This is a genomic window from Stenotrophomonas sp. CFBP 13724 (genome assembly GCF_014841975.1).
GTDB lineage: Bacteria > Pseudomonadota > Gammaproteobacteria > Xanthomonadales > Xanthomonadaceae > Stenotrophomonas > Stenotrophomonas lacuserhaii.
Map to the genome: position 1 here is coordinate 2,425,631 of NZ_JACYUW010000001.1, position 14,574 is coordinate 2,440,204.

Annotated in this window: 12 protein-coding genes; 5 read left to right on the forward strand and 7 right to left on the reverse strand. The window is 65.7% G+C overall.

The genetic code is table 11. The features are described 5' to 3' along the window. Positions 1–885 carry an outer membrane protein assembly factor BamD gene (locus tag IFT63_RS10680; RefSeq protein ID WP_042613437.1) on the forward strand — a complete coding sequence of 295 codons (885 nt, stop codon included), beginning with the start codon at positions 1–3 and terminating at the stop codon, positions 883–885. 75 nt (positions 886–960) lie between these two features. On the opposite strand, the gene IFT63_RS10685 is transcribed toward IFT63_RS10680, so the two are convergent. From IFT63_RS10685 to sucC, 5 genes are all read right to left on the reverse strand, one after another. Beyond that, positions 961–1,863, reverse strand: a complete 903-nt coding sequence (locus tag IFT63_RS10685; RefSeq protein ID WP_192084052.1) for a hypothetical protein — start codon at positions 1,861–1,863, stop codon at positions 961–963. A 167-nt stretch (positions 1,864–2,030) separates the two neighbouring features. Further along, entirely contained in the window at positions 2,031–3,002 is a 972-nt protein-coding gene (locus tag IFT63_RS10690) for a hypothetical protein (RefSeq protein ID WP_192084053.1), read from the reverse strand. An 85-nt stretch (positions 3,003–3,087) separates the two neighbouring features. After that, complete coding sequence (locus tag IFT63_RS10695; protein ID WP_192084054.1) at positions 3,088–4,722, reverse strand: NAD+ synthase; 1,635 nt, start codon at positions 4,720–4,722, stop codon at positions 3,088–3,090. Positions 4,723–4,872: 150 nt separating this feature from the next. Then, positions 4,873–5,748 (reverse strand): succinate--CoA ligase subunit alpha, encoded by an 876-nt coding sequence (gene sucD / locus IFT63_RS10700; RefSeq protein ID WP_042613433.1) that lies wholly within the window; start codon positions 5,746–5,748, stop codon positions 4,873–4,875. A 21-nt stretch (positions 5,749–5,769) separates the two neighbouring features. Continuing rightward, the gene (gene sucC / locus IFT63_RS10705) at positions 5,770–6,939 is read right to left on the reverse strand and encodes an ADP-forming succinate--CoA ligase subunit beta (RefSeq protein ID WP_042613432.1); all 1,170 of its coding nucleotides are present in this window, start codon (positions 6,937–6,939) and stop codon (positions 5,770–5,772) included. A gap of 296 nt (positions 6,940–7,235) precedes the next feature. Between sucC and IFT63_RS10710 the strand changes: the two genes are divergently transcribed. Then, the gene (locus tag IFT63_RS10710) at positions 7,236–8,852 is read left to right on the forward strand and encodes an ATP-binding protein (protein WP_080335116.1); all 1,617 of its coding nucleotides are present in this window, start codon (positions 7,236–7,238) and stop codon (positions 8,850–8,852) included. Positions 8,853–8,912: 60 nt separating this feature from the next. Continuing rightward, positions 8,913–10,292: a sigma-54 dependent transcriptional regulator gene (locus IFT63_RS10715; RefSeq protein WP_192084055.1), complete on the forward strand. Its 1,380-nt coding sequence runs from the start codon at positions 8,913–8,915 to the stop codon at positions 10,290–10,292. A gap of 177 nt (positions 10,293–10,469) precedes the next feature. On the opposite strand, the gene IFT63_RS10720 is transcribed toward IFT63_RS10715, so the two are convergent. Continuing rightward, on the reverse strand, positions 10,470–11,615 hold the full coding sequence (locus IFT63_RS10720) for a PilT/PilU family type 4a pilus ATPase (RefSeq protein ID WP_080335115.1): 1,146 nt from the start codon (positions 11,613–11,615) through the stop codon (positions 10,470–10,472). Between the two features lie 87 nt (positions 11,616–11,702). Beyond that, the gene (locus IFT63_RS10725) at positions 11,703–12,740 is read right to left on the reverse strand and encodes a type IV pilus twitching motility protein PilT (protein WP_042613426.1); all 1,038 of its coding nucleotides are present in this window, start codon (positions 12,738–12,740) and stop codon (positions 11,703–11,705) included. Between the two features lie 108 nt (positions 12,741–12,848). Between IFT63_RS10725 and IFT63_RS10730 the strand changes: the two genes are divergently transcribed. Then, entirely contained in the window at positions 12,849–13,505 is a 657-nt protein-coding gene (locus IFT63_RS10730) for a YggS family pyridoxal phosphate-dependent enzyme (RefSeq protein WP_342450491.1), read from the forward strand. Between the two features lie 18 nt (positions 13,506–13,523). Beyond that, positions 13,524–14,345: a pyrroline-5-carboxylate reductase gene (gene proC / locus IFT63_RS10735; RefSeq protein WP_192084057.1), complete on the forward strand. Its 822-nt coding sequence runs from the start codon at positions 13,524–13,526 to the stop codon at positions 14,343–14,345. The last annotated feature ends 229 nt before the right edge of the window (positions 14,346–14,574 follow it).

Genomic DNA, 14,574 nt, shown 5'->3' on the forward strand with positions numbered 1-14,574 from the left:
ATGATCCGACGCTCTTCCCCGCTCTTTGCGCCCGTCCGCCTGACCGCCCTGCTGCTGGTCCTGGTGATCGCCGCCACTGGTTGCAACCGTGGCACCAAGGGGGACAACCCCGATGAAGGCCAGCCGGTCGAGACGTTGTACCAGAAGGCCCACGGCCTGATGGAAGGCGGCAACTGGAGCGGCGCGGAAACCAGCTTCCGCCGTCTGGTGGCCCAGTATCCGTACGGCCCCTACACCGAACAGGCGATGATCGAAACGGCCTACGCCCAGTTCAAGGCCGGCAAGCACGACGATGCGGTCTCCAGCATCGACCGCTTCATCCGGACCTACCCGACCCATCGCAACGTGGCCTACCTGTACTACCTGCGCGGCTTGTCCAACAGCAACCGCGATACGGTTTTCCTGCGTCGCGTATGGTCGCTGGACGCCAGCCGCCGCGACCTGTCCACGCCGCGCCAGGCCTATGCCGATTTCAACATCGTCATCGACCGCTACCCGAACAGCCGCTACGCCGAAGACGCGCGCCGCCGCATGACCGAGCTGCGTGACGTGTTCGCCCAGCATGAGCTGGACAACGCGCTGTATTACCTGCGCCGTGAAGCATGGCTGTCGGCCGCTGGCCGCGCCAACTATCTGCTGGAAACCTACCCGCAGAGTGCCTATCAGTACGATGCGGTGGCGGTGCTGGCCGAGGCCTACACCCGCGCCGGCAATGAAACCCTGGCCGGCGATGCCCGTCGTGTGCTGGAGCTCAACGCCCCGGACCACCCGTGGCTGCAGAACGACTGGCCGAATTATCCGTGGATGATCCGCAAGCTGAACCCGTTCGCGGGTGAGAAGTCGGCCACGACCGGCATGCGCAATGCGACGATGAACCGCAAGTAATTCCACGCAGCATCTGGTTCACACATGAAAGCCCCGCAGTCGCACTGCGGGGCTTTTTTGTGGGTAAAAGGGCGATCAGTCGGTCGCGCGGCTGCCTTCGCGTGGCGGGATGCGCGCATTGATGTGCTCCACCATCAGACCGATGACATGCCGACGCTGGTGCGCCGTGATCGGCAGGTCGGGATCATGCGGGAAGTTACGGCCCCGCCATTGGTCAAGCTCTGCATCGAGATCCATCGGGTAGTGCTCGGGCTTGGCGTTTATCACCTCCTGCCCGATCTTCCCCAGCAACGCACCCAGCTGAAGCCCGGCGGCCTTGGCCTGCCAGTCGAATCGCTCCATCGTGCTGGCCCCCACCACTTCGCCGCTGTCACTGTCGCGCAGCACCTGCAGCACGCTGGCCACGGTCAGCGGGACAGTGATTGCCTTCATGTCCAGCCCGGTGCGATCGGTGAACTCGATTTCCAGGCCCTGCATCGCCTCCTGGTAGACCAGCGCATGGGTGAACTCGGGATGGATATCCTTACGCAGCTGATCCAGCGAACGATAGCTCGCCGTAGGCAGGGGCCCGGGCTCAAACGAAGCGGCCAGTCTCCTGCCTGCCTTCGGGATCACATCGGTCGCAGAGCGCAGCAACGCATCGATGCACCAGGCATCGTCACCCTCGGTGCAGGTATCGGCGGCCAGCTCCAACAGGCACAGCGCCGTACTCCGCTCATTCGGCAGGCCGCGCGAGGAAACACGGTGCAGGCAGTTCTCGAACCCGATTTCCAACTCCGCGAAGCCGATCGGGGCATCACGCAACTGAGGTTCCACGCCGAAGGGCGCCATCCAGTGCCCGCCCTGGTTGCAGATATCGGATATAGGCAGATCCATCAATCTGTGGGTATCAGAAGCCAGGCTGGCGCGCTGCTTAGGGGAGTGCTGCAGTCCAGCCACGGCGCCCAGGCCGGCCACGATCATCTCGGCAAGTCTCATTCCTGACGCTCCTTACGGGGAAGAGATCCCAAGATAGTCAGCGTTGATCCGACTTGGGCGATGGCAGTCACAACTCTGATCCCGTCGCGATGCGGATGCAGCAAATCTGCAAGCCTCGTCGTATCGACCGGGACCGGCAGTGACGGCCGCTAATCGGCGCGTGGTTCCTACACGCCGACACGCGCCTGGATTTCATCGACAACCGCTTCTTCGAACGCTGCGTCCGCCGCTTCGGAACCGTCGCCCGCATGGATCCGATGCTGGCCCTGCACGAACGTCTGCAGATTCTTGACCCGGCCTGATTGGTATAACTGAGCGGCATTCGCGCGCCGCAGGTCCACGGGCAACGGAGGGTGGAGCATGCCGCTGCTGCAGGCTTCATCGCGCAGCACGGCCTGCAGGTCCGCGCGGATGAACACGCCCGGCTCGCCGACGCCATTGTTGTCCACGCGTTCACGCAGGTTGCAGCGGCCGATGATGCCTGCGGCATCTTCTGCGACGCGCCGTCGGACGGGATGCAGGTGCATCGCCAGCTGCGCGGCGTCGTGGACATTGACTGCTGCGGTGTTCGCGGTCGGCAACGTGACGGCCCGGTGCATGCCTCGCTCGACCAGCGACAGGTACCGGGCAGTTTCCGAACCTACATCCGGCTCCTCGCGGGCCATCTCACGGAAGACGCCGGATTGGAACCCCTCGCCTGTTGCCTGGTTGAATGCCACCTGGCCAAGGCAATGCGCTTCGGTGTCCCGGACATCAAGCCCGATTACATGGCGTGCACGACCGCACTCGGCGATCATGTTGCCGATCTGCCGGCCGGCGTACTCCCAATCATTGTCCGCCCCGGCAGTGAGTCCTGCGCTGGGCAAGGCCTCTTGGCCGGGACGGGCAGCTGCATAGGGAGCGGCGGCGACCGAGCGCAGGCAGGCCAGCACCCCTGCCACCCGCGTGAGTGTGGCGCCCGGCTGGCGCAGCACCGCTTTCAATCCGCACGTGGTTGCCCCAATGGCGCTGTTGGCAAGCTGCAGCACGCGCCCTGCAATCGTCGTGGGGCCGATCAGCGGCGCTGCAGTGGGAGGGGCGCGTGTGGACTGCGGCGTGCACACTGCACCGCGTGAAGGCAGGGTCGGTTCCAGCGCCATCGTGATGCCCTCCTCGAGATTGGAGCCCCCACGCTATCGGCTCCCCTCCGTCCCCTCCATGCAGGTTCCGCTCAGATGGCCAGGGTCAGCACTGGTATCCGTTGGTGATCGGATAGCGTCGCTCCCGCCCGAATGCACGGCGCGAGACCTTCGGACCTGGTGCGGCCTGGTGGCGCTTCCATTCGCTGATGCGCACCAGCCGCAGCACACGCTCCACCACCTCGGTGGCGTAACCGGCGGCGATGATTTCCTCGCGCGATTGTTCCTGGTCCACGAAGCGGTACAGGATGCCGTCCAGCACGTCGTAGGCCGGCAGCGAATCCTGGTCGGTCTGGTTCTCACGCAGTTCGGCCGACGGCGGCCGGCTGATCACCGCCGGCGGGATGACCGGTGCGCCGCCCACGGTATTGCGCCACTTGGCCAGCCCGAACACCTCGGTCTTGTACAGGTCCTTCAGCGGTGCGTATCCGCCGCACATGTCACCGTAGATGGTCGCGTAACCCACCGCATACTCGCTCTTGTTGCCCGTGGTCAGCAGCAGGCCACCGAACTTGTTGGCCAGCGCCATCAGGATCACCCCGCGGCTGCGGCTCTGCAGGTTTTCTTCGGTGATGTCCGGCGTGGTGCCTTCGAACATCGGCCCGAGCGCCTCCATCAGGCCCTTGAACGCGGGCTCGATGGAGATTTCTTCCAGCTTCACGCCGAGCGCCTCGCACTGTTCGCTGGCCAGGTCGTTGGACAGTCCGGCGGTGTAACGCGACGGCAGCCGCACGGCGGTCACGTTCTCCGCGCCCAGTGCATCCACGGCCATCGCCAGCACCAGCGCCGAATCGATGCCACCGGACAAGCCCAGCCAGACTTTCTGGAACCCGTTCTTGCTGCAGTAATCCTGCAGGCCGCGGGTGACCGCGCGCCATGCCAGCGCGTCCATGCTCTCATCGCCGTCGTCCATCCACTGCAGCGGCATGAAGCGCCGGGCTTGGCTTTCGTACTCCACCACCAGCCACTGTTCGGTGAAAGCCGCTGCGGCCGGGTGCACGGTGCCGTCGGCGTCGGCCACCACCGATGCGCCATCGAACACCAGCGCGTCCTGGCCGCCGACCACGTTGAGGTAGGCGATGGCGGCCCCGCTTTCGCGCGTCCGCGCGGCCAGCACGGCATCGCGCTGCGCATGCTTGCCACGCTCGTAGGGCGATGCATTGGGGACCACGACCAGCTGCGCGCCACTGCGCACGGTATCGGCCAGCGGCTCGGCGAACCACAGGTCCTCGCAGATCAGTACGCCAACCGGCACACCGTTGACCTCGAACACGCAGCTCGGGCCGTCCGGGTCGATATCGAAGTAACGGCGCTCGTCGAACACCGCATAGTTGGGCAGTTCACGCTTGCGGTAGGTCTTTTCCACGATGCCATCGCGCAGCACGCTGGCCGCGTTGTAGACCACCGCCCCGGCCGGTTCGGGCCAGCCGACCACGGCGGTGATGCCGATACACGCCCGGGCGATGCGCTGCATTGCCTGTTCGCAATGCTGCAGGAAACCCGGCCGCAGCAGCAGGTCTTCCGGCGGATAGCCGCTGACGGCCAGTTCCGGGAACAGCACCAGGTCGGCGCCGTGGTCCTCGCGCGCCTGCTCGATCATCTCGATGATCCGGTCGGTATTGGCGGCGACTGCGCCGACCGGGAAATCAAACTGCGCCATCGCGATGCGGATCGAAGCCATTAGGGATTCCAGCCTGTGGTTGCCATGCCGCCATTGTAGCGCCGCGCCCAAACGCAGAAAGCCGCCCGGAGGCGGCTTTCTGTTTGCTCCTGCAGCCGCCGCGCATGGCGCGGCGCTGCAGAACCGCATCGGCCGGGGCCGGCTGCGGTCTTATTTCACCAGCTTGGCGATGGCAGCGCCGAGGTCGCCCGGCGAACGGACGGTGACAACACCGGCCGCTTCCATGGCGGCGAACTTGCCTTCCGCGGTGCCCTTGCCGCCCGATGCGATCGCACCGGCATGGCCCATGCGCTTGCCGGCCGGAGCCGAAGCACCGGCGATGAAACCGACGACCGGCTTCTTCACGAACTGCTTGATGTATTCGGCACCGGCTTCTTCGGCGTCGCCGCCGATTTCGCCGACCATGATGATGCCTTCAGTCTGCGGATCTTCGTTGAACAGCTTCAGGCAGTCGACGAAGTTCAGGCCGTTGATCGGGTCACCACCGATGCCGATGCAGGTCGACTGGCCCAGGCCCACTTCCGTGGTCTGCTTGACCGCTTCATAGGTCAGCGTGCCCGAACGGGACACGATGCCGATCTTGCCCGGCTTGTGGATGTGGCCCGGCATGATGCCGATCTTGCATTCGCCCGGAGTGATGACGCCCGGGCAGTTCGGCCCGATCAGCACGGTGTCCGCATGGGCGCGGGTCAGCACGTTCTTCACGCGCAGCATGTCCAGCACCGGGATGCCTTCGGTGATGCACACAATGACCTTGATGCCGGCAGCAGCGGCTTCAAGGATCGCATCAGCGGCATACGGCGGCGGCACGTAGATGACCGAGGCATTGGCGCCGGTGCTCTGCACGGCGTCGGCCACGGTATTGAAGACCGGCAGGTCGATGTGGGTGGTGCCGCCCTTGCCGGGGGTCACGCCGCCAACAACCTGGGTGCCGTACTCGATCATCTGAGTGGCGTGGAAGGTGCCCTGCTGGCCGGTGAAGCCCTGCACGATCACCTTGGTGTTCTTGTTGATCAAAACTGACATTGGATTTCCTTCGGTGTCGGATCAGGCGGCGTTCTTGACAGCTTCAACGACCTTCTTGGCGCCGTCGTTGATGTTGTCAGCCGGGATGATGGCCATGCCGCTGTCACGCAGCAGCTGCTTGCCTTCTTCCACGTTGGTGCCTTCCAGGCGCACCACGACCGGAACCTTGACGCCCACTTCCTTGACCGCGGCGATGATGCCCTCGGCGATCATGTCGCAGCGGACGATGCCGCCGAAGATGTTGACGAAGATGCCTTCGACCTTGTCCGAGGACAGGATCAGCTTGAACGCTTCGATGACGCGCTGCTTGTTGGCACCGCCGCCCACGTCCAGGAAGTTCGCCGGCTCGCCGCCGTTGAGCTTGATCACGTCCATGGTGGCCATGGCCAGGCCTGCGCCGTTGACCATGCAACCGATGTTGCCGTCCATGGTGACGTAGTTGATGTCCAGCTCCGAAGCGGTCACTTCGGTTTCGTCTTCCTGGGTCTTGTCGCGCATCGCAACCAGGGCCTTCTGACGGAACGCGGCGTTGTCATCGCTGTCGAACTTGCCGTCCAGCGCGTACAGGTTGCCATCGTCCAGGATCGCCAGCGGGTTGATTTCAACCAGCGCCAGGTCCTTTTCGTTGAACAGCTTGTACAGGTTGACCATGATGCTGGCGAACTGGCCAGCCTGCTTGGCGGTCAGGCCGAGCTTGAAGCCGAAATCACGACCGTGGTAACCCTGCACGCCTTCGACGAAGTCAACGTTGAGCGAATGGATCAGCTCCGGGGTTTCAGCAGCGACCTGCTCGATTTCCACGCCGCCTTCCGAAGAAGCAATGTAGGTGATGGTCTTGGTGCCGCGGTCGACGAGGACCGACAGGTACAGTTCCTTGACGATCTCACCGGCGGTGGTCACCAGCACCAGGTTGACCGGCAGCTCGACGCCGGCGGTCTGGTAGGTGGCCATCTTGGTGCCAAGCATCTTGGCCGCAGCGGCCTTCACCTCGTCGGTGGTCTTGCAGAACTTGACGCCGCCTGCCTTGCCGCGACCGCCAGCATGGATCTGCGCCTTGACCATCCAGGGGCCCTGGCCCAGCGAGGTCGCTGCTGCGACTGCTTCGTCCGGGGTAGCCGCGACCTTGCCGGCCGGGACGGGAATGCCGTACTCGGCAAGCAGCTGTTTTGACTGGTATTCGTGGAAATTCATGCGTCACCGTGGGAATAGGAACGACCGCACGCATCTCCTCCAAGGCTCCCTCACGGGCACCGGCACGGACCGCGGCGGGCCCGCTATTGTGGCTGACCCCGGCGCGTGGCGCAAAGACAGCGGGATGACACGCCGCCTGGCGCCGGATTTTTCTGGTTTTTCAGTTATTTGTGGCTGGCCTCCTGGATTGCCCTGACGCCATCCAGGCCACGGGCGGGCGTTCGTTGCGCAGTGATCGGCCGGCCGGGCCCCCATCCATGCCTATACTGCACGCAAGCCAGAAGGGGAGTTTTGGCGTGGCACCGACCACATCCTTGATCGACCGCATCGAGTCCATTCCTCGACGCGAACTGTATTTCTTTGCCCTGTACCGGCTGCTGATCGCCACCGCGATCGCCGGGCTGATGTTCAGCCCGATGGCCGACCTGCTGGGGCAGGCCGAGCACCCCGAACTGGCCGCTTACGTGTCCGGCGGCTACTGGCTTTTTTCGGTGCTGATGCTGCTGCTGGGGCGCAGCGAACGCTGGCTGCGGCAGTTCGTGCTGGTCGGCGTCAGCCTGGACATCGTCGCCGCTTCGCTGCTGGCCCATGCCCTGCCCGGGGCCAGCGCCGGCATCTCGATGTCGCTGCTGTTCAACATCGCCGCCGCCGCGACGATGCTGCCGTTTCCGATGGCCCTCGGGCTGGCAGTGGGGGCCAGCGTCGCCACCGTCGCCGAGTACCTGTGGAAGCTGCTGGAAGGCGGCGCCCCCACCCGTACGCTGGCCGAACTGGCGATGTTCACCACCAGCTACCTGGCGCTGGCGTTCATCAGCTCGCAGGTCGCCCACCGTGCCCGCCGCAGCCAGCAGCTGGCCAACCAGCGCGGCGACGAAGTGGCCAACCTGTACCAGATCAATGAACTGATCATCCGCCGCATGCGCACCGGGGTGATGGTGGTGGACGGCCAGAACCGCATCACGCTGGTCAACGAAGCCGCATCGGCGCTGCTCGGCGATCACGAAGGCGGCAGCGGCGGTGAGCGGCCGGGCCTGACCCGCACAGCGCCTGAACTGGCACGCAGGCTGCATCGCTGGCGCACCGGCGGTAACCAGGAAGAGACCCCGCTGATGCTGTCCCCGGACCAGCCCGAAGTCCAGCCGCGGTTCGCCCGCCTGTTGGCCGGCAGCGATCTCACTCTGGTGTTCCTGGATGACTCTACCGTGGTATCCAAGCGGGCCGAATCGCTGACGCTGTCCGCGCTGGGCCGGTTCTCGGCCAGCCTGGCGCATGAAATCCGCAATCCGCTGGCGGCGATCAACTACGCGGTGCAGCTGCTGGAAGAAGAAGACGGCAATTTCAGCGAAGGCGACCGCCGCCTGCTGCAGATCATCCACCAGCAGTGCCAGCGCACCAACGGCATCGTCGAAAGCGTGCTGGGACTTGCCCGCCGCGAGCGTGCCAATCCGGAGAACGTGGACCTGGCCGCGCTGATCCGGCGCTTCGTGCTGGAGTACAAGCAGGGCCTGTCGCTGGAAACGGACAGCGTGGAATCGATCATCTCCGAAACCTCGGTCGCCGCGATGGTCGATCCGCGCCACCTGCACCAGGTGCTGACCGCCCTGGTCCACAACGCGTTGAAGTATGGCCGCATCGGCGAACAACCGGCGCGCGTACGGCTGCGCCTGGCACGGCTGGAAGGCAGCCCGGTGATCGACGTGATGGACCGCGGCCCCGGCATTCCCGACGCTGTCGCCGCGCAGTTGTTCAATCCCTTCTTCACCACGTCCGAGCACGGCACCGGGCTGGGTTTGTACATCGCCCGCGAGCTGTGCCGCGCCAACCAGGCACGTCTGGAATACGTGCCCGTGCCCGCAGGCGGCGCCTGTTTCCGCATCATCCTGTCCGCCCCGCATACCTTGGCGTCAGGATGACGGCCTGCACCATGCGTCAAACATTTGTCGGTATCGCCCCCCTCCGCTATCTTCTCAACCATGAACGAAACCCGTAGCGCACTGGTCGTCGATGACGAGCGCGACATCCGCGAACTGCTGGTGCTGACCCTGGGCCGGATGGGCCTGCGCATCAACACCGCCGCCAATCTCGCCGAAGCACGCGAGCTGCTGGCCAGCAATCCGTACGATCTCTGCATCACCGACATGCGGCTGCCCGATGGCAACGGCATCGAACTGGTCACCGAGATCGCCCAGCACTATCCGCGCACCCCGGTGGCGATGATCACCGCCTTCGGCAGCATGGACCTGGCCGTGGAAGCGCTGAAGGCCGGCGCGTTCGATTTCGTCAGCAAGCCGGTGGACATTTCGGTGCTGCGCGGACTGGTCAAGCACGCGCTGGAACTCAACAACACCGAACGCCCACCCGCGGTCGCCCCGGCCGAACAGCAAGGACGCCTGCTCGGCGGCTCACCGGCGATGGACGCCCTGCGCAGCACGCTGGGCAAGGTCGCGCGCAGCCAGGCACCGGTGTACATCCTGGGCGAATCCGGGGTGGGCAAGGAACTGGTCGCGCGCACCATCCACGAGCAGGGCGCGCGCGCGGCCGGCCCGTTCATCCCGGTCAACTGCGGTGCCATTCCGTCGGAGCTGATGGAAAGCGAGTTCTTCGGCCACAAGAAGGGCAGCTTCACCGGCGCCCACGCCGACAAACCCGGCCTGTTCCAGGCCGCGCACGGCGGCACCCTGTTCCTCGATGAAGTGGCCGAACTGCCGCTGCAGATGCAGGTGAAACTGCTGCGCGCCATCCAGGAAAAATCGGTGCGTCCGGTGGGTGCTTCCGCGGAAATCGCGGTGGACGTGCGCATCCTGTCGGCAACCCACAAGGACTTGTCCGAGCTGGTGGACGAAGGCCGCTTCCGGCACGACCTGTACTACCGCATCAACGTGATCGAACTGCGCGTTCCGCCGCTGCGCGAGCGCCATGAAGACCTGCCCGAACTGGCCGCTGCGATCCTGGCACGCCTGGCACGCACCCACGGCTGCGCGGTGCCGCTGCTGGCGCCGTCGGCACTGGAAGCGCTCGCCGTGTATGGCTTCCCCGGCAACGTGCGCGAACTTGAAAACATCCTGGAGCGGGCATTGGCGCTGGCCGAAGGAGACACCATCGGCGCAGCTGACCTGCGCCTGCCGCAGCCGAATGGCCGCTCCGGTGGCAGCGCCGCCGCGCCGCCGGTGGAAGCGGTGGTCGACCTGCCGGCCGGTAATGCCGCCCTGCCCTCCTACATCGAACAGATGGAGCGCACCGCGATCCAGCGCGCGCTGGAAGAGAACCGCTGGAACAAGACCCGCACCGCCGCGCAGTTGGGCATCACCTTCCGCGCGCTGCGCTACAAGCTGAAGAAGCTCGGGATGGAATGAGTGTAGTGACGACCGCTGGTCGTCAGCATGGCGCCATGACGGCCGGCGGCCGTCACTACCGGGCTGAGCCCGGCGGCCCGGTATCGCCGAGCCATGCTCGGCGGGCGCGGGAAGCCGCGCTGCGCGCGTGTGCGGACCGAGGTCCGCACCTACCCATCCGCATCCACCCGTCCGGCCTCAGCGGACCTCGGAAATCTCCACACCGTCCAGGCCCTGCGCCAGCGTGCGCGCATCGCCCCCCTGGCTCAGCTTGATCTTCAGGCGCACTTCGTTCTGCGAATCCGCATAGCGCAGCGCATCTTCGTAGCTGATCTCGCCCGCCTGGTACAGCTCGAACAGGCTCTGGTCGAAGGTCTTCATGCCAAGCTGGGTGGACTCCTTCATCACTTCCTTCAGCTTGTGGATTTCACCTTCGCGGATGTAATCCTGCACCAGCGGGGTGCCCAGCATGATTTCCATCGCCACCTTGCGCGAACGGCCATCGGGCGAAGGAATCAGCTGCTGCGCGACCACGCCCTTGATGTTCAGCGACAGATCCATCAGCAGCTGGTTGCGCCGGTCTTCCGGGAAGAAGTTGATGATGCGGTCCATCGCCTGGTTGGCGTTGTTCGCATGCAGCGTGCACAGCACCAGGTGGCCGGTTTCAGCGAAGGCGATGGCATGGTCCATGCCTTCGCGGGTACGCACCTCGCCGATCATGATCACGTCCGGCGCCTGGCGCAGGGTGTTCTTCAGCGCCGCTTCCCAGCTGTCGGTATCGATGCCGACTTCGCGCTGGGTGATGATGCAGCCTTCGTGGCGGTGCACGAACTCGATCGGATCTTCGATGGTGATGATGTGGCCGGTCGAATTGTGGTTGCGGTAGCCGATCATCGCGGCAAGCGAAGTCGACTTGCCGGTACCGGTCGCGCCGACGAACAGGATGATGCCGCGCTTGGTCATCGCCAGCGTCTTGATGATCGGCGGCAGCGCCAGCTCATCCACGGTGGGAATGCGCGTTTCGATCCGGCGCAGCACCATGCCGACCTGGTTGCGCTGGTAGAAGCAGCTGACACGGAAGCGACCGACACCGGACAGGCCAATGGCGAAGTTGCACTCGTGGGTCTTTTCGAATTCCTCGCGCTGCGCCGGCGTCATCACGTTCAGCACCAGGTCGCGGCTCTGCTGCGGCGTCAGCGGGGTCTGGGTGATCGGCGAGATCTTGCCGTTGACCTTGATCGCCGGCGGCATGCCCGCGGTGATGAACAGGTCCGAGGCGCGCTGGTGCGCCATCAGCTTGAGGAAGGAAGTGAAATCGATGGTGTTGGTGGCGGCACTGTTCACGGCAGACTCCAGGAAACGGGACGGGGGCTCGGCACGGCGGCCCGCGGTGCGCGCCGAGCCGACGCACGCCGCCCGCCGTCGCCTGCCTTACTCGAACAGGCGCTTGTCCTTGGCGTACTCTTTTGCCTGGTTGCGCGTTATCAGGCTGCGCTTGACCAGGTCTTGCAGGTGCTGGTCCAGGGTCATCATGCCGTGCTGTTGGCCGGTCTGGATGGCCGAATACATCTGCGCCACCTTGTCCTCGCGGATCAGGTTGCGGATGGCCGGAGTGCCGACCATGATTTCCCAGGCCGCCGTACGTCCGCCGCCCACCTTCTTCAACAGGGCCTGCGAGATAACCGCACGCAGCGATTCGGACAGCATCGAGCGCACCATCGGCTTTTCGCCGGCCGGGAACACGTCGATGATGCGGTCGATGGTCTTGGCCGCCGAACTGGTGTGCAGCGTGCCGAACACCAGGTGGCCGGTTTCCGCCGCGGTCAGGGCCAGGCGGATGGTTTCAAGATCGCGCAGTTCGCCGACCAGGATGATGTCCGGATCTTCACGCAGGGCCGAACGCAGCGCTTCGTTGAAGCCGTGCGTGTCACGGTGTACTTCGCGCTGGTTGATCAAGCACTTCTGCGAGGTGTGCACGAACTCGATCGGGTCCTCGACGGTGAGGATGTGCCCGTACTCGTTCTTGTTGATGTAATCGATCATCGCCGCCAGCGTGGTCGACTTGCCCGAACCGGTCGGGCCGGTCACCAGGATCAGGCCCTGCGGCTGCTGGATCACCTCGCGGAACAGCGGCGGGCAGGCCAGGTCTTCAAGCGTCAGCACTTCGGAGGGAATGGTACGGAACACCGCACCGGCGCCACGGTTCTGGTTGAAGGCGTTGACACGGAAGCGCGCCAGCGAGGGGATCTCGAACGAGAAATCGACCTCGAGGAACTCTTCGTAATCGCGACGCTGCTTGTCCGACATGATGTCGTAGACAAGCGCATGCACCTGCTTGTGGTCCAGCGCCGGGATGTTGATGCGGCGGACGTCACCGTCCACGCGGATCATCGGCGGCAGGCCTGCGGACAGGTGCAGGTCGGATGCTTTGTTTTTTACGGAAAACGCCAACAGCTCGGCGATATCCATGAGCGGCTACTCCCCAATAACGGCTACGACTGGAAGGATCTTTCCCCGGGCGTCAGTATAGCGTCCTGTCAGACCGGAACGCGTCACGTGCAAAGTCCCCTGCCCGGAATACTGAGCAACCTGCAGAACGCGGCGCAGGCCGCCGGGCGGCCAGTGCCCACCCTGCTGGCCGTGTCAAAGACCCAGCCGGCGTCGGCGATTGCTGCCTTGGCCGCTGAAGGCCAGCGCGCCTTCGGCGAGAATTACGTGCAGGAGGCGCTGGCGAAGATCGAGGCGCTGCAAGGGCTTGGGCTGGAATGGCACCTGATCGGTCACCTGCAGTCGAACAAGGCAGAGCCCGTGGCGCGCCACTTCCAGTGGGTGCAGAGCGTGGACCGGGGCAAGCTGGTCACCGCCCTGGCACGCCATCGGCCGGCTGATCTGCCGCCTTTGAGCGTGCTGATCCAGGTCAACATCGACGACGAAAGCAGCAAGCACGGCTGCCAGCCTGCGCAGGTCCACGCGCTGGCGGCGGCCATCGCCGCCGAGCCCACCCTGCAGCTGCGCGGGCTGATGGCCATCCCGGCGCCGTGGCCCGATCCTGCGCAACGCCACGCGGCCTTCAGCCGCATGCAGGCGCTGCAGCACGCGTTGCAGAGCCGATACCCGCAGGCGGACACGCTGTCGATGGGCATGAGCAGCGACTACGCCGAGGCCATCGCCGATGGCGCCACCATGGTCCGCATCGGCACCGCGCTGTTCGGCGCGCGCGTCCGTCCGGCCTGAACTGAAAGGAGCATCCGCATGACCGATTCCTCCATCGCTTTCATCGGCGGCGGCAACATGGCCCGCAGCCTGATCGCCGGCCTGGTCCGACAGGGCATCCCGGCCGCCGACATCCATGTCGCCGAGCCGGTGGACGCCCTGCGCGATGCGCTGGCTGCTGACTTCGGGGTCACCACGTACGCCACCGCGGGTGAGGCCGCTGCCCAGGCCCGTGCCTGGGTGCTGGCGGTGAAGCCGCAGGTGCTGCGTGAGGTGTGTGCCTCGCTGCAGCCCGTGGCGGCCGCACAGCGGCCGCTGCTGGTCTCCATCGCCGCCGGCATCACCAGCGGCCAGCTGGATCGCTGGCTGGGCGGCGGCATCGCCGTGGTGCGCGCGATGCCCAACACCCCTGCCCTGCTGGGCGCGGGAGTCACCGGCCTGTTCGCCACCGCCGAGGTCAGCGACGGTCAACGCGCGCAGGCCGACCGGGTGCTGTCCAGCGCCGGACGCACGGTGTGGGTGAACGACGAAACGCTGATGGATTCGGTCACTGCGGTGTCCGGCAGCGGCCCGGCGTATGTGTTCCTGCTGGCCGAGGCAATGGAAGCGGCCGGCATCGCGCAGGGATTGCCGGCCGAGGCGGCGCGCACGCTGGTGCAGCAGACCCTGCTGGGCGCATCGCGGATGCTCGCTGAAGCCGGCGAAGCGCCGGCCGAATTGCGCCGCCGGGTAACCTCACCGGGCGGCACCACGCAGGCGGCGATCGAGGCCTTCCAGGCCGGCGGCTTCGAGGCGCTGGTCGCGAAGGCGCTGGCCGCCGCCCAGGCACGTGGCCGCGAACTGTCCGCCGCCAACGATTGAACCCCGACGGCACTGACGGCCGCTGGCCGTCATGCCGCGCCGCGCTACGCGCTCGCCGAGCGTGGCTCGGCGCTACCGGTCTGCGTGTGCTCAGGCTTGGATGTACCTTGGTAGTGCCGAGCCGTGCTCGGCGGCTTTCCGTTCGCGCATCGCGATGCCTGGCGCAGGCCGCGCTACGCGCTCGCCGAGCGTGGCTCGGCGCTACCGGTCTGCGTGTGCTCAGGCTTGG

Bases quoted from the DNA above. Each gene is read 5' to 3' on its own strand.
- IFT63_RS10695 (WP_192084054.1), bottom strand. From the start codon at position 4,722: ATGGCTTCGATCCGCATCGCGATGGCGCAGTTTGATTTCCCGGTCGGC.
- IFT63_RS10680 (WP_042613437.1), top strand. From the start codon at position 1: ATGATCCGACGCTCTTCCCCGCTCTTTGCGCCCGTCCGCCTGACCGCC.
- IFT63_RS10715 (WP_192084055.1), top strand. From the start codon at position 8,913: ATGAACGAAACCCGTAGCGCACTGGTCGTCGATGACGAGCGCGACATC.
- sucD (WP_042613433.1), bottom strand. From the start codon at position 5,748: ATGTCAGTTTTGATCAACAAGAACACCAAGGTGATCGTGCAGGGCTTC.
- IFT63_RS10690 (WP_192084053.1), bottom strand. From the start codon at position 3,002: ATGGCGCTGGAACCGACCCTGCCTTCACGCGGTGCAGTGTGCACGCCG.
- IFT63_RS10725 (WP_042613426.1), bottom strand. From the start codon at position 12,740: ATGGATATCGCCGAGCTGTTGGCGTTTTCCGTAAAAAACAAAGCATCC.
- proC (WP_192084057.1), top strand. From the start codon at position 13,524: ATGACCGATTCCTCCATCGCTTTCATCGGCGGCGGCAACATGGCCCGC.
- IFT63_RS10685 (WP_192084052.1), bottom strand. From the start codon at position 1,863: ATGAGACTTGCCGAGATGATCGTGGCCGGCCTGGGCGCCGTGGCTGGA.
- sucC (WP_042613432.1), bottom strand. From the start codon at position 6,939: ATGAATTTCCACGAATACCAGTCAAAACAGCTGCTTGCCGAGTACGGC.